The 21,551-nt window shown below is 64.7% G+C and carries 18 protein-coding genes and 1 pseudogene; 8 read left to right on the top strand and 11 right to left on the bottom strand.

Annotated elements, in window-relative coordinates:
• The first annotated feature begins 68 nt into the window (after window positions 1–68).
• Together BLV20_RS20465 and BLV20_RS20460 are read left to right on the top strand one after the other, a co-directional pair.
• Window positions 69–1,655: an arylsulfatase gene (locus tag BLV20_RS20465; RefSeq protein ID WP_092304293.1), complete on the top strand. Its 1,587-nt coding sequence runs from the start codon at window positions 69–71 to the stop codon at window positions 1,653–1,655.
• A gap of 264 nt (window positions 1,656–1,919) precedes the next feature.
• A complete protein-coding gene (locus BLV20_RS20460; RefSeq protein WP_092304292.1) occupies window positions 1,920–4,433 on the top strand; it encodes a fused MFS/spermidine synthase in 2,514 nt (837 codons plus the stop codon).
• Window positions 4,434–4,478: 45 nt separating this feature from the next.
• Here the strand turns inward: BLV20_RS20460 and BLV20_RS20455 are convergent, their stop codons facing one another.
• Window positions 4,479–5,150: a DUF3313 domain-containing protein gene (locus BLV20_RS20455; protein WP_092304291.1), complete on the bottom strand. Its 672-nt coding sequence runs from the start codon at window positions 5,148–5,150 to the stop codon at window positions 4,479–4,481.
• Between the two features lie 210 nt (window positions 5,151–5,360).
• Between BLV20_RS20455 and BLV20_RS20450 the strand changes: the two genes are divergently transcribed.
• Window positions 5,361–7,715, top strand: coding sequence for a tetratricopeptide repeat protein (locus tag BLV20_RS20450; RefSeq protein ID WP_092304290.1), 2,355 nt, complete (start codon window positions 5,361–5,363; stop codon window positions 7,713–7,715).
• 36 nt (window positions 7,716–7,751) lie between these two features.
• On the opposite strand, the gene BLV20_RS20445 is transcribed toward BLV20_RS20450, so the two are convergent.
• From BLV20_RS20445 to BLV20_RS20435, 3 genes are all read right to left on the bottom strand, one after another.
• Window positions 7,752–8,720, bottom strand: a complete 969-nt coding sequence (locus BLV20_RS20445; RefSeq protein WP_092304289.1) for a hypothetical protein — start codon at window positions 8,718–8,720, stop codon at window positions 7,752–7,754.
• Window positions 8,721–8,930: 210 nt separating this feature from the next.
• Entirely contained in the window at window positions 8,931–9,425 is a 495-nt protein-coding gene (locus BLV20_RS20440; protein WP_092304288.1) for a DUF934 domain-containing protein, read from the bottom strand.
• A gap of 55 nt (window positions 9,426–9,480) precedes the next feature.
• Entirely contained in the window at window positions 9,481–11,154 is a 1,674-nt protein-coding gene (locus BLV20_RS20435; protein ID WP_092304287.1) for a nitrite/sulfite reductase, read from the bottom strand.
• Between the two features lie 496 nt (window positions 11,155–11,650).
• On the opposite strand from BLV20_RS20435, the gene ccoN reads away from it, so the two are divergent.
• The 4 genes and pseudogenes from ccoN to BLV20_RS20405 all read left to right on the top strand — a co-directional run bounded on the left by ccoN (window position 11,651) and on the right by BLV20_RS20405 (window position 15,207).
• Complete coding sequence (ccoN, locus tag BLV20_RS20425; RefSeq protein WP_092304286.1) at window positions 11,651–13,078, top strand: cytochrome-c oxidase, cbb3-type subunit I; 1,428 nt, start codon at window positions 11,651–11,653, stop codon at window positions 13,076–13,078.
• A 67-nt stretch (window positions 13,079–13,145) separates the two neighbouring features.
• On the top strand, window positions 13,146–13,373 hold the full coding sequence (locus tag BLV20_RS20420; RefSeq protein ID WP_092304285.1) for a CcoQ/FixQ family Cbb3-type cytochrome c oxidase assembly chaperone: 228 nt from the start codon (window positions 13,146–13,148) through the stop codon (window positions 13,371–13,373).
• Window positions 13,374–13,480: 107 nt separating this feature from the next.
• Window positions 13,481–13,795, top strand: a pseudogene (locus BLV20_RS31790) (PAAR domain-containing protein); the annotation flags it as partial.
• Between the two features lie 1,016 nt (window positions 13,796–14,811).
• Window positions 14,812–15,207, top strand: coding sequence for a hypothetical protein (locus BLV20_RS20405; RefSeq protein ID WP_092304284.1), 396 nt, complete (start codon window positions 14,812–14,814; stop codon window positions 15,205–15,207).
• A 10-nt stretch (window positions 15,208–15,217) separates the two neighbouring features.
• Here the strand turns inward: BLV20_RS20405 and BLV20_RS20400 are convergent, their stop codons facing one another.
• Together BLV20_RS20400 and BLV20_RS20395 are read right to left on the bottom strand one after the other, a co-directional pair.
• Window positions 15,218–15,709 (bottom strand): hypothetical protein, encoded by a 492-nt coding sequence (locus BLV20_RS20400; protein WP_175540236.1) that lies wholly within the window; start codon window positions 15,707–15,709, stop codon window positions 15,218–15,220.
• Between the two features lie 69 nt (window positions 15,710–15,778).
• Window positions 15,779–16,570: a helix-turn-helix domain-containing protein gene (locus BLV20_RS20395; protein WP_092304282.1), complete on the bottom strand. Its 792-nt coding sequence runs from the start codon at window positions 16,568–16,570 to the stop codon at window positions 15,779–15,781.
• 77 nt (window positions 16,571–16,647) lie between these two features.
• Here BLV20_RS20395 and BLV20_RS20390 point away from each other — a divergent pair, with 77 nt between their 5' ends.
• On the top strand, window positions 16,648–17,352 hold the full coding sequence (locus BLV20_RS20390) for an aspartate/glutamate racemase family protein (protein ID WP_092304281.1): 705 nt from the start codon (window positions 16,648–16,650) through the stop codon (window positions 17,350–17,352).
• 170 nt (window positions 17,353–17,522) lie between these two features.
• Here BLV20_RS20390 and BLV20_RS20385 read toward each other — a convergent pair whose 3' ends face one another.
• The 5 genes from BLV20_RS20385 to BLV20_RS20365 form a co-directional block, all read right to left on the bottom strand.
• Complete coding sequence (locus tag BLV20_RS20385; protein ID WP_092304280.1) at window positions 17,523–18,041, bottom strand: GNAT family N-acetyltransferase; 519 nt, start codon at window positions 18,039–18,041, stop codon at window positions 17,523–17,525.
• Window positions 18,042–18,187: 146 nt separating this feature from the next.
• On the bottom strand, window positions 18,188–19,204 hold the full coding sequence (locus tag BLV20_RS20380) for a LysR family transcriptional regulator (protein ID WP_092304279.1): 1,017 nt from the start codon (window positions 19,202–19,204) through the stop codon (window positions 18,188–18,190).
• A 165-nt stretch (window positions 19,205–19,369) separates the two neighbouring features.
• Window positions 19,370–20,338, bottom strand: a complete 969-nt coding sequence (locus tag BLV20_RS20375; protein ID WP_092304278.1) for a peptidylprolyl isomerase — start codon at window positions 20,336–20,338, stop codon at window positions 19,370–19,372.
• Window positions 20,335–20,868, bottom strand: coding sequence for a YbjN domain-containing protein (locus BLV20_RS20370; RefSeq protein ID WP_092304277.1), 534 nt, complete (start codon window positions 20,866–20,868; stop codon window positions 20,335–20,337). Before BLV20_RS20370 ends, BLV20_RS20375 begins: the two co-directional genes overlap by 4 nt.
• 20 nt (window positions 20,869–20,888) lie before the next feature.
• Entirely contained in the window at window positions 20,889–21,533 is a 645-nt protein-coding gene (locus BLV20_RS20365; protein WP_092304276.1) for a DNA repair protein, read from the bottom strand.
• Between the last annotated feature and the right edge of the window lie 18 nt (window positions 21,534–21,551).

The following is a 21,551-nucleotide window of genomic DNA, read 5'->3' as shown; positions in this document are numbered from 1 at the left end:
AGCGTAACGCAGGATCGCTATCAACGTTGGTCGCTCAACGCGACTCAAGCTAACAAGGAGCCAGTCCTATGACTCGCATACGCAAGTGGCTACCGAAATTCGCCCTGGTGGCGACTTCGCTCATGGCGCTCTCGGCAACGGCCGGGGCGGCGGAAAAACCCAATATCCTGGTGATCTTCGGCGACGATATCGGCCAGACCAACATCAGCGCCTATTCCATGGGCGTGGTCGGCTACAAGACTCCGAACATCGACCGGATCGCCAAGGAAGGCATGCTGTTCACCGACTATTACGCGGAGAACAGTTGCACGGCCGGACGCTCGTCCTTCATCACCGGCCAGACGCCATTGCGCACCGGCCTGTCCAAGGTCGGCATACCGGGCGCTCCGGTCGGCCTGCAAAAGCGCGACATCACCATCGCCCAGGCCCTCAAGTCCCAGGGTTATGCCACCGGCCAGTTCGGCAAGAACCACCTTGGCGACCGCGATGAATACCTGCCGACGGCCCACGGTTTCGACGAGTTCTTCGGCAACCTGTATCACCTCAACGCCGAGGAAGAGCCCGAGCGTCCGTACTGGCCCAAGGACGACCCGGATTTCGTCAAGGCCAACTCGCCGCGCGGGGTGATCCACAGCTTTGCCGACGGCAAGATCGAAGACACCGGCGCGCTGAACAAGAAGCGCATGGAAACCATCGACGACGAGACCACCGCCGCGGCCCAGGCGTTCATCGAGAAGCAGGCCAAGGCCGACAAGCCGTTCTTCGTCTGGATGAACACCACCCGCATGCACCTGTTCACCCATGTGCGCGAGTCGATGGCGGGCCAGAGCGGCATGCCCGGCAACGAATACGCCGACGGCATGCTCGAGCACGACAACGATGTCGGCAAACTGCTGAAAACCCTCGACGACCTGAAAATCGCCGACAACACCATCGTCGTCTACACCACCGACAACGGCCCCAACCAGTTCTCCTGGCCGGACGCGGCGACCACGCCGTTCCGCAATGAAAAGAACTCCAACTGGGAAGGCGCGTACCGGGTGCCCGCGATGATCCGCTGGCCGGGCAAGGTCAAGCCGGGGGAAGTGTCCAACGAGATGTTCTCGGGCCTGGACTGGTTCCCCACGCTGCTGGCGGCGGCCGGCGACCCCGGGGTCAAGGACAAGCTGCTCAAGGGCTGGGCGCCCACCACCGGCGGCGGCAACTTCAAGGTGCACCTGGACGGCTACAACCAGTTGCCCTACCTGACCGGGCAGCAGCCCAAGAGCGAGCGTCGCGAGTTCTACTATTTCAACGACGACGGCGTGCTGGTGTCGATGCGCTTCGACAACTGGAAAGTGGTGTTCTGCGAACAGCGCGAGCCTGGCGGCTTCCGAGTCTGGAGCGAACCCTTCGTGTGCCTGCGGGTGCCGAAGATCTTCAACCTGCGGATGGACCCGTATGAGCGCGCCGACGTCGTTTCCGACCAGTATTACGACTGGCAGACCAAGAACGTCTACCTGGCTGGCGTCGCGGTGACCAAGTCGGCGAAGTTCCTCGAGACCTTCATCGAGTACCCACCGAGCCAGAAACCCGCGAGCTTCAGCATCGACCAGATCCGCGCGGCGGTGGATGCCAAGATCGCTGAAAAAATGAAGGCGCAAGCCACCCAGTAACTCCCGGACGTTCCCACGCTTGCGTGGGAACCTCGAACAACCATGGGCGCGGGGCTTGCCCGCGATAAGGACGCGTGGTCTGTACCGACCTCGTTATCCTTCATCGCCAGCATGCTTCGCGCCTGCAACGTCCTGTAGCCGCTGCCGAAGGCTGTGTCAGGTCCGCCAGGATCGCCAGCGTCGCGACGCCGCCTTCGGCAGCGGCTACAGGTGTTTGAGCCGCGTGTTTTCCTGCGCACATTTTCTTGCAGAAGGTCCAGCGTCATGTCCTCACGTACCGCCACTCGACAGGCCACCGCCAGCGCCTTGCCCGACACCGGGGCCAGGTTGCTGCTCCCGGCCCTGCTGCTGTTCATCTCCGGAGCCACCGCGCTGATCTACCAGGTGCTGTGGATCAAGCAGCTGTCGCTGGTGGTGGGTGTCGAGGTGTATGCCATCACCGCCGGGATCAGTGCCTTCTTCGCCGGCCTGGCCCTGGGTGGCCTGCTGGTCGGGCGCTATGCCGACCGGGTGGGCAAGCCCTGGCTGCTGTATGCCATCGTCGAGCTGCTGGTGGCCGTGCTCGGCCTGGGCGCCACGGTTGGCCTGGGCCTCGCGGCGCCCGCCTTCGCCTGGCTGGGCCAACATTTCGGCCTGCTGGCCTGGGGCCTGCCGATTGCCCTGGTGGGCCTGCCCGCAATGCTGATGGGCGGCACCCTGCCAGTGTTGATGCGCGCCCTGTCGGCGCATCCACGGCAACTCGGCCGGGCCGGCGGGCGGCTGTATGCGGCGAACACCGCCGGGGCCATCGCCGGCACCTTGCTCAGCGCCTTTGTGCTGATCGCCACCTTTGGCGTGCGCGGCAGCGCCTTGATCGCCGCCGCGCTCAACCTGCTGGCGGCCGTCGCGGCCCTCGGCCTGCTGCGCCAGGCGCCAATGCCCATGGCGGCGCCGCGCAAGGCCGAGGTCGCCGCCCCGCTGGCGCGCCAGGCCATGCTGCTGTATGCGCTCGCCGGCGGCGTGGCGCTGGGCTACGAAGTGGTCTGGTCGCAATCCATCGTGCCGTTCATGAGCACCCGCACCTACGCCTTCGCGGTGGTCCTGGCCACCTACCTGGCGGGGCTGTTCCTGGGCAGTGGCCTGATGGCTCGCCGGGCCGACCGGGTGCGTGATCCCTGGGGCCTGTTCGGCCTGCTGATTGCCGCCGCCGGGCTGTTGGCGCTCCTGGAAATCGCCGTGCTCGGGCGCTGGCTGATCCACCTGCAGACCCAGGCCGAGGCCCTGGTCCTGGCCTTGGGCGGCAGCGAGCTGCTGGGCATGAGCGGACGTTTTGCCGTGGCCGCCCTGAGCCAGGTGTTCGTGCCGACGCTGTTGCTCGGCGCCGCCTTCCCCCTGGCCCTGCGTTTATGCGTGGGGGCCGAGCGGGTCGGCCGCGATGTCGGCGCGGTGGTGGCTTTCAACACCCTGGGCGGCATAGTCGGCGTGGCGCTCTGCGGTTTTGTGCTGATCCCGTTGCTGGGCCTGGTGCGCACCCTCGGCTTGCTGGCGCTGCTCGCGGCGCTGATCGGCTACCTCGCGGTGCGCCGCGGCCATGGGGTGAAAAAGGGCCGGCGCCAGGCGGTGGTCGCGATCGGCCTGTTGTCCCTGGCGCTGGCCGGGCTGGTGCCCGTGGACCACCTGGCCAAGCTGTTGCCCGGCGCCCGTGATGGCAAGCTGGCGTTCTACGAGGAAGGCCGTGGCGGCACGGTGGCGGTGGTCACTCAGGGCAAGGGCGAACGGGCCTTCCAGCGCCTGTACATCCAGGGCGTGTCGAACACCGGCGACGCCATGCCCTCGCTGCGCTACATGCGCATCCAGGCCTTGCTGCCGCTCTTGATCCACAACGGCGAACCGCGTTCGGCGCTGGTCATCGGGTTTGGCACCGGAATCACCGCCGGCGCCCTGTTGCGCTACCCGGAACTGGAGCAGCGGGTAGTGGCCGAGCTACTGCCGTCGGTGGTCAAGGCCGCGCCGCTGTTCAAGGGCAACTTCAATGCCGCGGCGGACCCGGCGATCGAAGTGCGCCTGCGCGATGGCCGCCAGGAGCTGCTGCGCAGCCCGCAGCGCTATGACCTGATTACCCTGGAACCGCCGCCGCCCTCCGCCGCCGGCGTGGTCAACCTGTATTCGCGGGACTTCTACCAATTGGCGGCCCGGCGCCTGCAACGCCAGGGCCTGGTAGCGCAGTGGTTGCCGCTGCCGACGCAAAATATCGATGACTCGCGCTCGCTGGTGCGCAGTTTTCTCGACGTCTTTCCCTATGCCACGCTGTGGACCAGTGAATTTCACGAGATGCTGCTGGTGGGTTCGCTGGAGCCGATCGAACTGGACGTGGCGCGCATCAGCCAGCGTTTCGCCCAGGACGGCGTGCGCAGTGCCTTGCAGGATGTCGGCGTGAGTTCCGCCGCAGCCCTGCTGGCCACCTGGATCACCGATCGCGAGGGCTTGCAGCGCTTTGTCGCCGATGCCCTGCCGGTCACCGACGACCAGCCACGCATCGAATACGCGCCCTGGGTGCGGGCCAAGGAAATTACCCGGGTCCTGCCGGCCTTGCTCAACCTCTACCAGCCGCCGCTGCTGCGCAACAGCGACGCGGCCTTCAACGACCGGTTGAACCAGCACCAGCAACGCCTGATGCAGTTCTATCGCGCCAGCCTGTATGCCTACGAAGGAGATCGCGAAGCCTGGGGCAGGTACATCCGCGAGGTGATGCGAGGGGATGGCGGCAACCCGTACTACCGCTGGTTTACCGGCCAATGAAGCAATACGGGGCGAGCGCCGGCAGCGGCGCTCGCCCCTTGAGGCTTATCTGCCTTTGAGTTTCAGGTAGGACTGGTGCAGGTCCGAGGCCCAGCCGTCGATGACATTCTTCACATCGGAGGCCTGCATCACCTGGCTGCTGTTTTCCAGCTCCTTGCCGGTGCCTTTGCGCACCACCTGGGCAATCACCTTGTTGTTGCCGCCATCGATGAACTGCGCTTCGGTGCCCAGGGTGGTTTCCTGGTCGCGAATCCCGCTGGCGGTACTGACCGCCGCGGCCACCAGGGCCACCGGGATGATTTCATAAGGCTTGAGGCCCTCGGTCTTGCTGCTGACCGCGGTGATCGCCGCGCGTATCACGAGCACCCCGGGACCTGGGCCGTTGGCCAGCGGCAGCGACTTGCTCACTTCACGCTTGAGGGCCTGGTCGTAATAGGCATTGATGCCGTTCAGGGTGTTCTGCGGGATTTTTACGGTCGGCTGAGGCTTTGGATAAAACTGCGTCGGTTCGATGTAGGCCGCGGTGTATCGCTTGACATCGAGCTTGGGATCGACCCAGCGCATCACCTCGACTCCCGATGGCGACTTGGCTTCCTTGAGCTGGCTGTAGTCACTAAGGAAACCGGAGTATTCGTCTGGCTGGGTGATATTGCTGGAACAACCCACCATCCCAAGGGAGGCCAGGCACAGCGTGCTCATCATTGATGCGAGCTTCATGGGGTAACTCCTGTCAGAAATCCGGAAGCACTACTGGATTGAGGAAATGTAGGTATAGCCAATAGTGGGAAAATCAGTACACCAATACAGGATAATTCAGAAAATGTTCAAGATTAGTTCGTGGCAAATTTGACAGATACCGGTCCGACGTCAAAGCTGCATCCGCCTGAAAGCGTATTGGCAGTCACGCCTCTGGATACGGAAGTCGCAATGCCCAAGCCCAAGAATAAAGCCGCAACCCCACGACCTGATTCGCCCCGCTCGCCCATCGACCGTTACCTGTTCCCCCTGAGCGCCACCCTGTTGCTGGCGCTGCTGGTGGCCCTCTGGCTGTTTCTCGGCAACGACAAACCACCGTCTTTACCGCAACCCGCGCCGCCGCCCGCGGTTGCCCGGCAACCGGCCCAGGCCCCGGCGCCCAGCCCGCCAGCGCAAATGGTGGACGAGCAACAATGCCAGGGCTGCCACGGCAAGCCGTCCAGTGACTGGCAAGGCTCCCATCACCAGCTGGCCATGCAGGCCGCCAATGAACAGACGGTGCTCGGTGATTTCAACGACCGACGCTTCAAGGGCGAAGGCGAAAGCACCCGTTTCTTTCGCCAGGGCTCGCAGTTCTGGGTCAATACGCCGGGCAAGGACGGCCGGAACGCCGACTTCAAGGTCGCCTACACCTTCGGCATCGCGCCGTTGCAGCAGTACCTGATCGAGGTCGGCGAAGGTCGCCTGCAAGCCCTGGGCGTGGCCTGGGATACCGAGAAAAACCGCTGGTTCCACCTGTACCCGGGCCAGGGAGTGAATTTCAAGAATCCCCTGCACTGGAGCCAGCCCAGCCAGAACGCCAACTTCATGTGCGTCGAGTGCCACACCACCGGCTACCAGCGCAATTTCGATGCCTCGAGCAACACCTACGCCAGCCACTGGAACAGCCTCGGCGTCGGCTGCCAGGCCTGCCACGGCCCAGCCTCGAACCATCTGGCCTGGACCGCGAAAAAGGATGACCTGATCCACAAAGGCTTCGCCGTCGACCTCAAGGCCAAGGACGCCACGCTCGAGATCGAGACCTGCGCCCGCTGCCACGCCCGCCGCGCGCCGCTCGGCGACGGCTACACCGTGGGCCAGCGCCTGATGGACGATTACCTGCCCAGCACCCTGACCCGCGAGCTGTATGCCCTGGACGGCAAGATCCAGGACGAGGTGTTCGAACACGGCTCCTTCCTGCAGAGCAAGATGTTCGACAAGGGCGTGCGTTGCAGCAATTGCCACAACCCCCACAGCACCGCACTCAAGGCCCCGGGCAACGGTGTCTGCCTGCAATGCCACAACAGCGCCGGCAAGAGCGCCATCGGCGGCATCGACGACAAGGGCCTGCTGGCGAAGAACTACGACTCGCCCGAGCATCACCGGCACGCCATGGGCCAGCCCGGCTCGCAGTGCGTGGATTGCCATATGCCCGGCAAGTTGTACATGGGCAACGACTTTCGCCATGACCACAGCTTCAGCCTGCCCAACCCGGAACGAGCGAAAAAGCTGGGGACTCCGGATGCCTGCCTGGCTTGTCACCAGGGCAAGGCCGGTGACCGCATCACTGAACAATTTAAACTCTGGACCACGGGCGCCGCTCCCCAGGCCCCGCGCTATGACGACAGCCTGTGGCTGATTCGCGGCGGCCAGCCGGGCGCCGCCCAGGCCTTGTACCAACAGTTGCAGCGCAGCAACCTGCCGGCGATCCAGCGCGCCACCCTGCTCGGCGAGTTGGCCAACTACCCCAGCGAGCAAGCCCTGAAGCTGGCCGGCAACGACCTGGGTAACCCGGCCCCGCAGATTCGCGAAAGCGCGGTTCGCGCGGTCAGCGCCCTGCTGCCCGCCGCGGAACGGGGCGCCTTGCTCAGCCCGTTGCTGGACGACCCGGTCCGCGCGGTGCGCATCGCCGCGGCCCGGGACTTGCTCGGCGCCGCACGCACGGGCCTGGGCGCGGCTCAAGCGCGCTGGGAGCGGGTCATTGGCGAATACGAGGCAGTGCAACTGAGCCTCGCCGAACGCGCCGAGGCCAACCTCAACCTGGCCATGCTCTACCAGGCCAGCGGGCGCGCAGCCAAGGTCGAACCAAGCCTGCGCGCCGCCCTGCTGCGCGACCCCGGTTTCTTCCCGGCGCTGGTGACGCTGGTGCAGTGGCTGGAGGCCAACGGTCGCGGCCCGCAAGCGCAGAGCCTGCTGCAAGAGCAACTCAAGAAACATCCGGAGGCCGCGTTGCTGCAACACAGCCAGGGGCTGGCACTGATCCGTGCCGGCCAGAGTGCCCAAGCCATGCCGTACCTGCGCAATGCCGCGCGCCTGGAACCACAGAACGGTCAGTACGCCTACGTGATGGCCGTGGCCCTGCATGACAGCGGCAAACTCGATGAGGCCTGCGCGCAACTGGAAGCCCTGCTCAAACGGCAGCCGACCCAGCGCAATGCGCGACTGTCGCTGATCCAGTACTACCTGGAGAGCGGCCAGGAGCCCAAGGCGCAGGTGCTGATGCAGGGATGGAAACAACTCAACCCGCAGGACCCGGCATTGAAGTGAAGCGGGCGAGCGGCCGATACCGCTCGCCGTGGTCCGTTACCAGGTCGTTCCGCGCCTTGCCGCCGCCTCGCGCAAGGCGTTGATGCGCATGGCCTTGAGCAGCGACAGCGTGCCGACCAGGATGATCACGGCGCCAAACACAAAGTCGATGCCGTATAGCTGGTAGTCCTGCAGCGGCCCGACCAGGAACACCCGGACCGCCGCCACCGCCAGCAGCGTGGCGAGAAAATCGATGGTTGGCTCGTCGCGGTACAGCACCATCAGCAGCGGCAGGCAGACCACCAGCAACAACAGCAGCACGATGACCTTGAACGAGCTTTTGCGCTCGATGCTGAAGGCGCATTCACTGGCGCCATAGGCGGGATAGTCGCCGGGCTGGACCAGGCTGTTCCGCTCGGCGATATAGTCCGCCGGGTTGTACAGCCGGGTCGGGGTGAACGTGTTGGACAGGTTCATCTGCGTGACGATGCGCTTGAACGGCAGGTCGACCTGTTCATTGCCCTTGAGGATGTACAACACCGGCTTGTAGCCATAACGGTACACGTCGAAGGGAAACCGGCTGGCCTCGCCGATCACCCGGATCGAGCGGCTTTCCAGGTCGGCGTAGGCATTCTTGTGCGGCGAGTTGAAGTTGCGGTTCAAGGGCTTGACCTTGACCTCTTCAAAATATGACGGCGGCATGCTGTAGGACGACTGCAGCGGTTCCAGGCGCAACTTCAGCGGATAGCGGCCCAGTTCGTAGCGGTTATAGGTGCGCTCGGAAACGTTGACCATCCCCGACACCTTGAAATCGCCCCGGGTGTCGTTGGTGACCTTGAGCACCAGATGGTCGCGCTTGAAGTAATTGAGCGGATCGCTCGAGGTGTTGCCACACAAGCCATAGCTGTCGAAGGTGTCGCCCAGGCGCCCGCTGCGGGCATCCTGGTACACATAGAAGTAACCGACCCACAAGGCCAGGATCAGCAACAACGAAAACAACCCGAGTATTTTTTTAGCAACGCTCACAGCCGCGACTCTCTTCCATGGATGACCCATGCCAGGCACGCCTGCGGCTGATCGCCGGACGCCAATCCCTGGCCCCTTCTTGAGAGCCGGGACTTTACCAAAGTGCCACCATCGACCCAAGGACAAATGTCCGTTTGTCGCAACAGCCGCTGTTCCGGCACCGCCACGCAAGCCGCGGCGCGCACGGGCGAGCCCCGCCGCCGGCCCGGCTCAGCGGCGCCGGAACAGCGGCCTCGGCTCGATCGCCGAGCGCCCGTAGAGCACGCTCATGCCGGCCAGCCCCTTGAGAGCGTCGTTGGCGCATTTGTCTTCGCGGATGGCGAAGCTGTCGAAGCCGCATTGGCGCATATGGCTAAGCTGGTCGCGCAGCACATCGCCCACCGCGCGCAATTCGCCCATCCAGCCCAGGCGGGTGCGCAGCAGGTAGGCCTGGCTGTAGGCGCGACCGTCGCGGAAGCTGGGGAAGTCCAGGGCAATCAGCGGGATCAGCTTGAGCCAGGGCCGCAGGCTTTCCACATCATCGTCCGGGCCCAGCCAGACCCCGTCCCGCGCCGGCTCGTGCTCGATGCGGCGGATCAGCCAGCGAGCCAGCGGCAGGATCAGCGGCCCTGCGGGCAGCGGGCCGTCCACTTCACGTACCAGGCTCCAGGGATCGTCTTCGACTCGCCCCGCCTGGCCATCCTGCAAGCGCAACAGATTGTTCATGGGTTGATTTCCTGGTTCATGGCTGCGCCTTGTGGTTCACCGTCGCGCTTGTGATTCATGGCTGCGCCTCCAGCACTTTCGGATAGACCCACTCCTTGAATGGCTCCAGGCCGATGCGCTGCACGGTCTGGACGAACGGCTCTTCGCTTTCCCGATAACGCACGAACGTCGCGATGATGCGTTCGATCACCTGCGGCACCTCCTCGGCGCTGAACGACGGGCCGATGACCTTGCCCAGCGCGCTGTGCTTGCCCTGGGCACCGCCGAGGGTGATCTGGTACCACTCGCTGCCGTTCTTATCGACGCCAAGGATGCCGATATTGCCGATGTGGTGATGGCCGCAGGCGTTCATGCAGCCGGAGATATTCAGGCTGATGTCGCCCAGGTCGTGCAGGTAATCGAGATTGTCGAAACGCGCCTGGATCGCCTGGGCGATGGGGATCGACTTGGCATTGGCCAGGGCGCAGAAGTCACCGCCGGGGCAAGCGATGATATCGGTCAGCAGGCCGACGTTGGCGCTGCCCAGGCCCTGCTCGCCGGCCAGCCGCCACAGCCTATGGAGCGCCGCCTTGGGCACGTCCGGCAGGACGATGTTCTGTTCGTGGGCGATGCGGATTTCGCCAAAACCGAAGGCCTCGGACCAATCGGCCACCGCCTCCATCTGCGCCGCCGTCACATCTCCGGGCGGCGAGGCGCTGCCGGGCTTGGTCGACAGCACCACGCTGGCATAGCCCGGCACCTTGTGCGGCTGGACGTTATGCGTGACCCAGCGCTCGAAGGCTGGCTCCTCGGCCAGGCGGCTGCCGTAGTCGAGATCGGTGGCCGGCTGGCGCTCGTAGAGCGGCGGTACGAAGGCGCTGGCGACCCGCTGGTATTCGGCCTCGGTCAGTTGCGCCGGGCCGTCCTTGAGGTGCTGCCACTCCTCCTCGACCTCTTTGGCGAAGGCCTCGATGCCCAGGGCCTTGACCAGGATCTTGATCCGCGCCTTGTACTTGTTGTCGCGCCGGCCGTGGCGGTTATAGACCCGCAACACCGCCTCGACATAAGACAGCAGGTGCTGCCACGGCAGGCCGTCGCGAATCTGCTGGCTGAGGATCGGCGTGCGCCCCAGGCCGCCACCGACCATCACCCGCAGCAGCATCTGCCCGCGCGCGTCGCGGTACAGGTACAGGCCGATGTCATGCATCATGATCGCCGCCCGATCCTGGTGGGCCGAGCAGATGGCGATCTTGAACTTGCGTGGCAGGAACAGGAATTCCGGGTTGATGGTCGACCATTGGCGCAGGATCTCCGCCAGGGGCCGCGGGTCCATCAGTTCGTCGGCGGCCACCCCGGCGAAGGCTTCGGTGGTGATGTTGCGCACGCAGTTGCCGGAGGTCTGGATCGCATGCATCTCGACCCCGGCCAGGCGTTCGAGGATGTCCGGCACCTGGGCCAGCTCGATCCAGTTGAACTGCATGTTCTGCCGGGTGGTGAAGTGGCCATAGCCGCGGTCGTAGTCGCGGGCGATGCTGGCCAGGGTGCGCATCTGCCGTGCACTGAGGGTGCCGTAGGGAATGGCCACCCGCAGCATGTAGGCGTGTTTCTGCATATACAGGCCGTTCTGCAGGCGCAGCGGCAGGAACTCTTCTTCGCTCAGCTCGCCCGCCATGAAACGCCCGACCTGATCGCGAAACTGCGCCACCCGTTCAAAGACCAGGGCTCGGTCGTACTCGTCATACTGATACATGTCACGGCCTCATCAATGCTGACCCCGATCCCGCCCCTGGCCGCCATAACCCTCTAAGCCCGTAGCCGCTGCCGAGCGCAGCGAGGCTGCGATCGGCTGCAAGGCAGCCGCAAGACCGGCACACGCGTTCTATCTGCCAGACCGCATAGCCTGGATTGCGAGCGCTACGTCGGGATGCCGCCCAACTCGATCGCTGCCTCGCTGCGCTCGGCAGCGGCTACAGGGCCACGGTGGCCACGGGGATATGCATTCCAGGGGTGATCCGGGGGTTTTGGTGTGGCGGTGACTATGCACTTGCAGCTCAGGACGTTACAGATTCAGGTAACCACTAAAAAACCGTATCAGCAGGTCGCGGACCAGCACCGGCAGGCGACCAATCTGATCCGTATTTATGTGTTTTTTCTGAGTCTGTTTTGTTTCGCCCGTGCTTTCTACAGTGCACGGCATGCCAGGCCGGGTGGCCTGGCAAGCCTTTGCAACCGTGGAAGCATTGACCATGAGCACAGCAACAATGGAACCGGCCTACAACTACAAGGTGGTGCGCCAATTCGTCATCGCCACCGTGGTCTGGGGCGTGATTGGCATGGCCATGGGGGTGTGGATCGCCTCCCAGCTGGTCTGGCCGGAAATGAACCTCGACCTGCCCTGGACCAGCTTCGGCCGCCTGCGCCCGCTGCACACCAGCCTGGTGATTTTCGGCTTCGCCGGCAGCGCACAGTTCGCCGCCAGCTACTACGCGGTACAGCGCACCTGCCAGGTGCGGCTGTATTCCGACAAGCTCGCCGCCTTCACCTTCTGGGGCTGGCAGTCGGTGATCGTGATCATGCTGGTCACCCTGCCGCTGGGCTACACCACCACCAAGGAATACGCGGAAATCGAATTCTCCGGCGCGGTGTGGATGGCCGTGGTCTGGGTCGCCTATGCCATCGTGTTCTTCACCACCGTGGTGCAGCGCAAGACCAAACACATCTACGTCGGCAACTGGTTCTTCGGCGCCTTTATCCTGGTGATCGCCATGCTGCACGTGGTCAATCACCTGTCGATCCCGGTGGACTGGTTCAAATCCTACCCGGTGTATTCCGGCGCCACTGACGCCATGGTCCAGTGGTGGTACGGGCACAACGCCGTGGGCTTCTTCCTGACCACCGGTTTCCTGGGAATGATGTATTACTTCGTGCCCAAGCAGGTCGGGCGTCCGGTGTATTCCTATCGCCTGTCCATCGTGCACTTCTGGGCGCTGATCACCCTGTACATCTGGGCCGGCCCGCACCATCTGCACTACACCGCGCTGCCGGACTGGGCGCAATCGCTGGGCATGGCCATGTCTCTGATCCTTTTGGCACCGAGCTGGGGCGGCATGATCAACGGCATGATGACCCTCTCGGGCGCCTGGCATAAATTGCGCACCGACCCGATCCTGCGCTTCCTGGTGCTGTCCCTGGCGTTCTACGGCATGTCGACCTTCGAAGGTCCGATGATGGCGATCAAGACCGTCAACGCCCTCTCCCACTACACCGACTGGACCATCGGCCACGTGCACGCCGGCGCCCTCGGCTGGGTGGCGATGATTACCTTCGGCGCCACCTACCACATGGTGCCCAAGGTGTTCGGTCGCGAGCAGATGCACAGCATCCCGCTGATCAACCTGCACTTCTGGCTGGCGACCATTGGCACGGTGCTCTACATCGCCTCGATGTGGGTCAACGGCATTACCCAGGGCCTGATGTGGCGCGCCATCAACGACGACGGCACCCTCACCTACTCCTTCGTCGAAGCCCTGCAGGCCAGCCACCCGGGCTTTATCGTGCGCTTCGCCGGTGGCGTGTTCTTCCTCAGCGGCATGCTGCTGATGGCCTACAACACCTGGCGCACCGTGCGCGTGGCCGACCCGCGCCTCGCCGAGAGCGAAGCCCAGATCGCCTGATCGCCTGCGACGCGGACCACACCTGGCCCGCGTCCCCCTCCCCACCTTGCAGCACAGCGAGCCCCCGATGATCGAATTCGCCCTTGACCTGCTCGGCGTGACTTTCCTCTACCTCAGCATCGGCTACTGCCTGCGCCATCAATCGGCCAAGAGCCTCGACGACGCCAGCCTGATCCCCTTCGCCGACGACCCGGACGTGGCGCGCCGGGTGGAACGCGTCACCGGCAAGAAAATCAACGCCGTGGCGCCGGAACCGCAAACCGCCAGGCCCGGCTGGGGCAATATGGAGGTCTGACCCCGCCTCGCGGCCTGATCGCCACTGCGCACCAAGGACAACCGATTGGCCAGCGGCCGGGGGTTTCGCTTAGTCTTCGCCGCTGACTAAACACGGACGTTTCGAAAATGAGCGGAAAACCAGCAGCCCGGGTAACCGACCCGACCTCCTGCCCGATGCCGGGCCATGGCACCAACCCCATCGTCAGCGGCTCCCCCGATGTCCTGTTCGACGGCCTGGCCGCAGCCCGGCGCGACGATCAGAGTGCCTGCGGCGCGGCGATCGTCGGTGGGGTGTCGGCAACGGTCTTCATCAATGGCCGTAATGCAGCGGTACAGAGCAGTATCGGTAGCCACGGCAGCATTATCGTCGGCGGTTCGGGCAGTGTGATCATTGGCGATACCGTTACAGCGGCGCCGGTCAGCGCGGTGTCGGCGATGCCGAATCTGGCGGCGGCCCCAGCGGCCCTAGTGCCTGCCGCTGCCCCACAGGCCGCAGCGCTGGCTGGCGCGCCAACCGTGGCGGCACTGGCTCCGACCATCCCGACGGTCGTCGCTGATCCGCGGGCGGCGGCAGCAAAAATTCTCGACGACTTTCAAGCGGCGCCTATGAAGGAGCGGATCTTCAACGATCAGGCTCACCCCATGGGCACCCCGCGAGACCCGTTCGAGAAGAGCAAGATTCACGAGCAGATCGAGGCTCGCCTGGCAAAGGCGCAAGGCGGCAGCCTGAAACGCTTTCATCCAATCAGCCCCTACCCCGACCAGAAAGACACCAGCCTCTGCGGTCCGGCCACCTTCTTCTATGCCTTGCTGATGGACCGTCCCGACCTGTACGCAAAAGCCATCACCGAGCTATGGGAAACGGGTGAAACCACCATCGGGCAGTTGCACATCAAGCCGAGCCACGGCGCCTGCAATCCGAAAAACTTCAGCCGTGGCACAGAAGGCGACCGCATTTGGGCTATCGACTGGATCACCCTGGCCTGCTTGCGTGACAGTGAAAACCTGCTGTTCGCCTATGACGAGCCGGATGACATGTTCTCCGGGATCACCCTGCCCGCCGGGCTCAGAAAATGGTTCAAACAAGCGGGAGCCGAGATTCTTTTCGACAACATCCAGTTCTCGTCCCATATAAACCAGGATCAGTTGAGCGAACTGTTCCAGTACATCCGCCCCGGCACTCATATGGCGACCCTTATCGGTGCGGGGATGCTGGCAGCCAATGCAGGGCAAATGAAAAACCACTGGGTGACCTGGGAGCAACCAGCGAAAACCTTATCCGGCCCCATCACCCCGACCACGGCACCCAGTGACACCATCAGTTCCTCGATGATCTTTTCCTGGGGTGAGTTATTGCATCAGATCCCAGCGGGATCGACCCTGCAGACCATTCTCAAATACATATACGGCGGCCTTGTGTTCAGCAAGATCCCTTGAACAGCTCCCAGGAAACTCCCATGAAGCGCGCACTGATTTCATCTATTGGTCTTTCACTCATGCTCAGCGGTTGTGGGCTGGGATTTCTTCCGGGCTGCTATACCCGCCCGGATCTCACGATGCAGCCAGAGACACTGCCCATCGCCGTCGCCGGCCAACCGTTCAGCGTCAAGCTGGAGGTAGTGGGCGCCGATACACCGCTCACCGGTTTTTATATTCATCCCGACCACCCGTTACCCGAGGGGCTGGAGCTGAGTTACCAGAAAAGAACCCACTACGCGCTGATCACCGGCAAACCGCTGACACCGGGCACCTATACCATCAACGCGTATGCCAGCAGCTACGGTACTCAATGCACAGGGCAGGAAGCACAGAGGACCTATCAACTCAAGGTGCTGGAAGCTGCACAGCCCTGATCCCGGGCCCTCACCCACGCTCCCGGGGGATCAGCACCTGCAACTGCGACGCCAGGAAGTCGCCGTCGAAGGTAAAGACGTCGGACTCCTTCAGGCCGTTGGCCTGGCGCCATTGCCAACTGCCGTCGGCTAAGCCCGCCAAGGACACGCTGCCGTAACGCGCGGCGGTCAGGCCCATGACCGCCAGGGAAATCTGCCCGGCGGCGCCCATCACATCGGGTACGAACTCCACCGGTTTGCCGACGATGACGATGGTCAGTTTCTCGGTCTTGAAGGTCGAAGTTTTCACCGGGACGCTGGGGCTGAAGGCCAAGTAGGGTTCGCGATTCAAGGCCAGCAGGTCCGGCATCAGCACCGGTGCCAGCCACTGCTGGATATGTTCGAAAAGCTCAGTGATACGGCTCGCCCAGACCACCTTCTGGCTTTCGAACAGCTGTTTCTTGTGTGCTTCGCTTTCTGCATAGTGCCGAAGCATCTCGCCCAGTTGCCGTACGTCGTCCATGTTCATGCCTCTTCGAGAGCCCGCGGTTGCGGATCTTGAGCATGGCAGATTGGGGGGTATGGCGTATGACTAAAAACCTGCGCGGTACTGGCTCGGAGTCAGGCCGAAAATCTTGCGAAAGGCGCTGCCCATGTGGGACTGGTGGGCGAAGCCGGTTTCCAGGGCGATGACGGCGAGTGGCAGGTCGCTGCGTTCGATCAGCCGGCGCGCCGCCTGCACCCGGACTTCGACCAGCCAGGCATGGGGCGTCATGCCGATGGCGCGGGTGAACTCGCGCAGGAAACCCAATTCGTTGCGTCCGGTGCAAGCCGCCAATTCAGTGAGCGACAAGGGCTCGGCGTATTGCTCGTCGATCAGCGTCAGCACCCGGCTGAACTCGGCTCGCCGCGGCGCCTTGGTCGGCGGCTTGTCGAAGGCGGCCAGGCCGGCGAACTGCAAGGCGCATTCTTCCAGGGCCAACTGATCGCCGGCCGGTTCCAGCAACAACCGCCGCGCCTGCCGCCCCAGCGCCAGGGCCCTGGCCTGCCCGGGCAGCTGCAAACGCTGCGAACCGCGGGCGATGCCCTGGGCCTGGGGATCGGCCAGCCAGCGCAGCAACACGTATTCACCGCCGTGGGGCGACTCGGAAAACACCTCGACGCCGGCCGGGGTCAAGGCCAGGGTTCCCGGCCAGCTGTCGAAATCCTCGCGCCGGTCGCTGCCGATGGCATGCACGCCCCGTTGGCGCTCCAGGCTCACGCCAAGGCTTTGCCACTGCAGCGGATCGCGCGCACTGTAGGCCGCGCGCGGCAGCAATTGCAGGCCGAGCGTACCGCCCAGCAACTCGCGGCTCAGAACCTTGCTGCTTGATACGGCGGGCATGAAATTTCTTGATAGATCGCTGGGCTGTGTCACGGGACACTCTCGACACTCAGGTTTGTCAGCAACAGGAGCTGCGTATGCGCACCATCGGCCTTATCGGCGGCATGAGCTGGGAGTCCAGCGCCGAGTATTACCGCCTTATCAACCAGCAGGTACGGGACCGACTCGGGCCGCTGCGCTCGGCGCGGCTGCTAATGTACAGCGTCGACTTCGGGCCTGTCGAACAGGCCCAGCACGCCGGGCGCTGGGACCTCGCCGCCGACATCCTGGTGGATGCGGCGCGGCGCCTGGAGGCCGGCGGTGCCGAGTGCGTGGTGCTTTGTACCAACACCATGCACAAACTCGCCGAGCAGATTCAGGCCGTGCTGTCGGTGCCTTTCCTGCATATCGCCGACCCGACCGCCACGGCGGCCCTCGAGGCCGGCGCCCTGAATGTCGGCCTGCTGGGCACGGCTTTCACCATGGAGGAGGATTTCCTCAAGCAACGCCTCATCGGTCATGGCCTCAAGGTGCTGGTGCCGGACGCCGTGGACCGCCAGGCCGTGCACCGGATCATCTACGACGAGCTGTGCGTGGGTGTCATCAGCGACGCCTCGCGCCAGCGCTACCAGCAGGTGATCCAGGCCCTGATGGACCACGGAGCCCAGGCCATCATCCTTGGCTGCACCGAGATCGGCCTGCTGCTCAAGCCCGAGCACAGCCCCCTGCCGCTGCTGGACACCACCGAACTGCATGCGCGGGCGGCGGTGGCGTTTGCCCTGGAGGACGCGCGGCATGGCTGATCGAAGATCATCGGCCATCCGCAAGCCTGTAGCCGCTGCCGAGCCCTGGCGAGGCTGCGATCGCCCGGAGCGGGCGCGGCGCTCTCAAGATCGCTGAGGTCCTGCGGACCTGTCGCAGCCTCGCTGGCGCTTGGCAGCGGCTACGGGGGCCGGTGGCGGTTAGGTAGACGTCAGGTAGCGAGGGCGCGGCGCAGGCGCGCCATGCTCAGGACGTCGACGTACTGGCCGTCGCGCACCGCGTAGTCGCGCAGCCGGCCTTCGCTTTCGAAACCGAACTTGCGGTACAGGCCCAGGGCGGCTTCGTTGTCGGCGAACACCGTCAGTTCCACCCGTTGCAGGTTCATCCAGTTGTCCGCCACGTCCAGCACCGCGGCCAACAGCCGGCTGCCGACGCCCTGGCCCTGCCATTCCAGCGCTACCCCCATGCCGACGCTGCCGCAGTGGGCGCGGCGGATGCGCGAGAACTGCTCGATGCTGCAACTGCCGATCACCGCGCCCTGATGCAGCGCCACCAGGGCCACCAGTCGTTCATTGCTCGGCGCCAGGCGATTGCGCCAGACCTCGGCGGACTGAAACGGCATCTGCAGCACCTGGCGGGCGACCGCGGGGTCGTTGTACAGCGCGGTGATGCCCGGCACATGGGCTTCGCTGAAGCGTTCGATGACGATGGTGGGGGTCTCTGCGGGCATAAGTCTTCCTTGGTTATGCGATAGGACCGTCGAGTGTAGAGCGCCAGAAGCGCGGATGGCGAGAGCCGCGCAAGGCGCCCGGCCCGTTCCCGCCGTAGGAGCCAGCTTGTTGGCGATGCGGGTATCGCGGTGTGTCAGGCAGGACGTTATCGCGAGCAAGCTTCGCTCCTACGGAGGGGGGGGTCGAAGTCGAACCACTCGCTGCGTTCCCGGAAGGTGTTGAGGATCAGGTCGACCAGCTGTTGCACTTCGGCGTCGTGCTCCACTTCGGCGTTCACCGCCATCCACACCTGGCGCGGCATGGCCTCGTCGAACAGCCCGGGCAGTGCCGTCAGGCCGCGGTCGAAGCGGCTCATGTAATGGGGCAACAAGCCGATGCAGGCGCTGCAGCGGATCATCTCCAGCATCAGCTCGTAGGAATGCACCTGCACCACGCCGGCCAGGCGTTGCTCCACCAATTGGTTCCACGGCCGCAGCGGCTCGACTTCGCGGTCCTGCTGCCATTGCACCAGCATGTAGTCGGCCAGGTCGTCGAGGCTGTCCGGGCGCGCGGCGACCCGCGAGTAACGTTTGGCGATATGCGGCAGGTAGTCCAGGCGCACCAGCGGCTGCGGCTGGCGGGTGACGAAACTCGGCCCGGGCGTCGGCGAGTCGACTCCGCCCAGCCACACCACTACGTCGGCGGTCAGCGCCCGCAACGACAATTCGCTGTCGATGGAGATGATTTCCAGGCGCACGCTGGCGTTGCGCCTTAGCAGGGAAATCAGGTCGCGACCGAGAATGTCATGCAGGATCGACTCGGCCACCGCCAGGCGAATCAGCGGCTGTTCGAGCACGGGCAGCGTGCGTTCGTGGGCCAGGGCGACCAACTGCGCCTTGAGCTGCTGGCCTTCGCGGCTGAGGCTCAGGGCGCTGCCCTGGAAGCTGAACAGCGAGCGGCGCAACTGCTCCTCCAGTTGCGCCAGCTGTTTGCGCAGCAGCGTCGACTTGATATTCAGGCTGCGCGCGGCCTGCATGAAGCAGCCGCAACGGGCGGTGACCAGGAAATACTGCGCCAGCTCCGGCTCGATCCCGGCGGCCAGCGCCAGCCAGGCTTCGCGAGGCTCGGCCGCAGCGATGTAGGGGGTGATGCCGGAGATCGGGGCGGGTTCCAGAAAAGACATGAGTGACTCCCTGTCATGTGGGTGATTGCATCCATTGCACGTTGTTTGTAGCGGGTTGGACGGCGTTGCCGTCTATCGCGAGCAAGCTTCGCTCCTACATGGACGGCATTGAACCTGTAGGAGCGAAGCTTGCTCGCGAAAGCGGTATCAATCCCACCGCCGCACTTACAGCTTCTCCTCCAGCACCTTGTTCAACTGCGCGCCGTCGATGCTCAGGGTCGCGGTGTCGAGCATGCCTTCCAGGTAAGCCTTGGCGATCTGTTCCTGGCGCTGGGCCCGCAGGGCCTGGGTCAGGCGCTCGCGCAACTCGTCCAGGGTCGCGGTGCGGGCCGGCTGCTGCTCGGTCAGCTTGAGCACATGAAACCCCGCCGGGCTTTGCAGCGCATCCGACACCGCGCCGACCTTCAAGCGCGCCACCGCGCCGCGCACCTCGGGCAGCAGTTGCTGCAACGGCTGCAAACCGGCGTCGCCGCCACGCCGGGCGCTGTCGGGGTCCTGGGAATACTGGCTGGCCAGGGCGGCGAATTCGCCGGGGGCGGCCTGGGCTTTCTTGCTCAGTTCCTGGGCCTGCTTGCGCGTCGCCTCGAGCGCCTGCGGGTCGTTCACCGCGAGGAAGATCTGGCTGACCCGGTACAAGGCCGGGGTCTGCCACTGCGCCTTGCCGGCGTCATAGGCCTGCTGCAATTCGGCCTCGCTCGGGTAGCCGTCCGGCACCTGGCTGACCGAGCGCAAGTAGTCGCGAAAGACGATCTGCTCCGTGGCCACCCGGGTCTGCAAGGCCACGTCCGGACGCTGGCGCCAGCCCTGGGCATCGGCCTGTTCGAGCACGGCCTTTTCCGCCAGGCGCGTGCGAATCCAGCTTTCCAGGGCCGGGCGATTGCCGCGCAACTGCTCGCGGGCCTGCTCGGGCAACGCGGCAAACAGCGCCTTGAGCTCCTGCGGCGCCACCTGCTGGTTACCCAGGCGCGCCACTGCCGGGCCGGCGTCGGCGGGGCTATTGTCGAGCGCGCTGGCGGCCGCCGCCACGGGCTGTTGCGCCGCCACCGGGTCGCTGCCTGGGCGCACGCCCAACCACACCGCCAGCGCCACCAAGGCCAGCGCCCCGGCGCCGACCACCAGGCTTGGCTTTTTCACGGCGCGGGCACCTCGGCGGTGGCCTCGGGCGCTGTCTCGGCTATCGATCCAGGCGTTGCTTCGGGCGCTGTTCCAGGCGCATCGGCCTGGGCCTGCAGGCGCGCGGCGTGCTGGCTGTAGTCGCGCAGGTAGACGATGAACTCCTGCAACAGCCGGTCCCACAGTTCCAGCTGGCTGCGCAGGTGATCGTGGCTGACGCCGGCCACCAGCACGTCCATTTCCATTACCAGGAACTCGCCCTGCACCGACAGCCGGGCAAAGCGCCGCGAGGCATTCCACAGCTCGGCCAGGCCCGCCGGCAAGTCGCCCTGGACCCGCAGCGCGCAGCTGAAGGTGAAGTCCACGTAGCTGCGCGTTTCAGCCCCCGCTGCGTTGCCGAAACGCACCGCATAGCCGATGCCCTGGCTGGCGCTGAGCAGTTGCACGATGCCGTTCTGGTCGGTCTGGTTGACGCGGTAGCCGGCGCCTTGCAGCAGTTCGGTGAGGCTCTGCGGGGTGACGCTGGCAATCAGTTGCGCTTGTTCAGTCATGCTCGGTTCTTCCCTGATATTCAGTGAGCGCTCGCTGCCCGGGGGGCATCGAACTGGGTCTTGTACAAATCGTCGCCAAAGCCCTGGGCCAGTTCCTCGAACTTGACCCGGGCACTGCCGGCGAACGGCTGGCGGATCTTCATCACTTCGGCGACGTCGATCTTTTCGTAGGCCGCGAGGATTTCCTTGGCCACGCCGTACATTTGCTGATTCTTGACCGAACATTGCTGCACTTGTGTGTCACGTTCGCTCAATTGCGCCTGAAGCTTGGCCCGTTCGGCCTCTTTGGCCCGGGCCATGGCGAGTAATTCGTCGTAGGCCTTCTTGAACTTGCCGATCTGCTCGCTGCTGGCGGCCACCTGTGCCTGCGCCTGGCTGTGCAGGCTCTGCTGCTGGCCGGCCAGTTGCTCGGCGACGCCGCGGGCCTTGGCCAGGTCGGCGGTCAGTTGCTTGATCTGCGCCTGCGCCTGTTTGGCCTGGTTCTCGGCGGCGATGCGCGCCGCGCTGGCCTGCGCCTGTTCGCTCTGCAGGGCCTGCAACTGCTGGGTGGTGCTGCGCAACTGGGTGCGCAGGCGCTCCTCCATGCCTTCGGCGCCGGCCTCGCCGGCCAGCAGCACGCCGAGGGTCAACAACAGGCAGCGCCCTGCCCTGGCTCGCGTGTTCATCAAGTTATTCATGCGATC

Origin of the sequence: Pseudomonas sp. NFIX28 (genome assembly GCF_900107395.1) — a bacterium.
Lineage (GTDB): Bacteria > Pseudomonadota > Gammaproteobacteria > Pseudomonadales > Pseudomonadaceae > Aquipseudomonas.
The sequence above is the reverse complement of the archived record's forward strand: the minus strand, read 5'-3'. Positions and strand labels throughout refer to the sequence as shown.

Coding starts and splice junctions, on each gene's coding strand:
- BLV20_RS20455 (WP_092304291.1), bottom strand. CDS start 5,150: ATGAAGCTCGCATCAATGATGAGCACGCTGTGCCTGGCCTCCCTTGGG.
- BLV20_RS20440 (WP_092304288.1), bottom strand. CDS start 9,425: ATGAACAATCTGTTGCGCTTGCAGGATGGCCAGGCGGGGCGAGTCGAA.
- BLV20_RS20435 (WP_092304287.1), bottom strand. CDS start 11,154: ATGTATCAGTATGACGAGTACGACCGAGCCCTGGTCTTTGAACGGGTG.
- BLV20_RS20460 (WP_092304292.1), top strand. CDS start 1,920: ATGTCCTCACGTACCGCCACTCGACAGGCCACCGCCAGCGCCTTGCCC.
- BLV20_RS20390 (WP_092304281.1), top strand. CDS start 16,648: ATGCGCACCATCGGCCTTATCGGCGGCATGAGCTGGGAGTCCAGCGCC.
- BLV20_RS20405 (WP_092304284.1), top strand. CDS start 14,812: ATGAAGCGCGCACTGATTTCATCTATTGGTCTTTCACTCATGCTCAGC.
- BLV20_RS20380 (WP_092304279.1), bottom strand. CDS start 19,204: ATGTCTTTTCTGGAACCCGCCCCGATCTCCGGCATCACCCCCTACATC.
- ccoN (WP_092304286.1), top strand. CDS start 11,651: ATGAGCACAGCAACAATGGAACCGGCCTACAACTACAAGGTGGTGCGC.
- BLV20_RS20365 (WP_092304276.1), bottom strand. CDS start 21,533: ATGAACACGCGAGCCAGGGCAGGGCGCTGCCTGTTGTTGACCCTCGGC.
- BLV20_RS20450 (WP_092304290.1), top strand. CDS start 5,361: ATGCCCAAGCCCAAGAATAAAGCCGCAACCCCACGACCTGATTCGCCC.
- BLV20_RS20465 (WP_092304293.1), top strand. CDS start 69: ATGACTCGCATACGCAAGTGGCTACCGAAATTCGCCCTGGTGGCGACT.
- BLV20_RS20395 (WP_092304282.1), bottom strand. CDS start 16,570: ATGCCCGCCGTATCAAGCAGCAAGGTTCTGAGCCGCGAGTTGCTGGGC.
- BLV20_RS20420 (WP_092304285.1), top strand. CDS start 13,146: ATGATCGAATTCGCCCTTGACCTGCTCGGCGTGACTTTCCTCTACCTC.
- BLV20_RS20370 (WP_092304277.1), bottom strand. CDS start 20,868: ATGACTGAACAAGCGCAACTGATTGCCAGCGTCACCCCGCAGAGCCTC.
- BLV20_RS20385 (WP_092304280.1), bottom strand. CDS start 18,041: ATGCCCGCAGAGACCCCCACCATCGTCATCGAACGCTTCAGCGAAGCC.
- BLV20_RS20400 (WP_175540236.1), bottom strand. CDS start 15,709: ATGGACGACGTACGGCAACTGGGCGAGATGCTTCGGCACTATGCAGAA.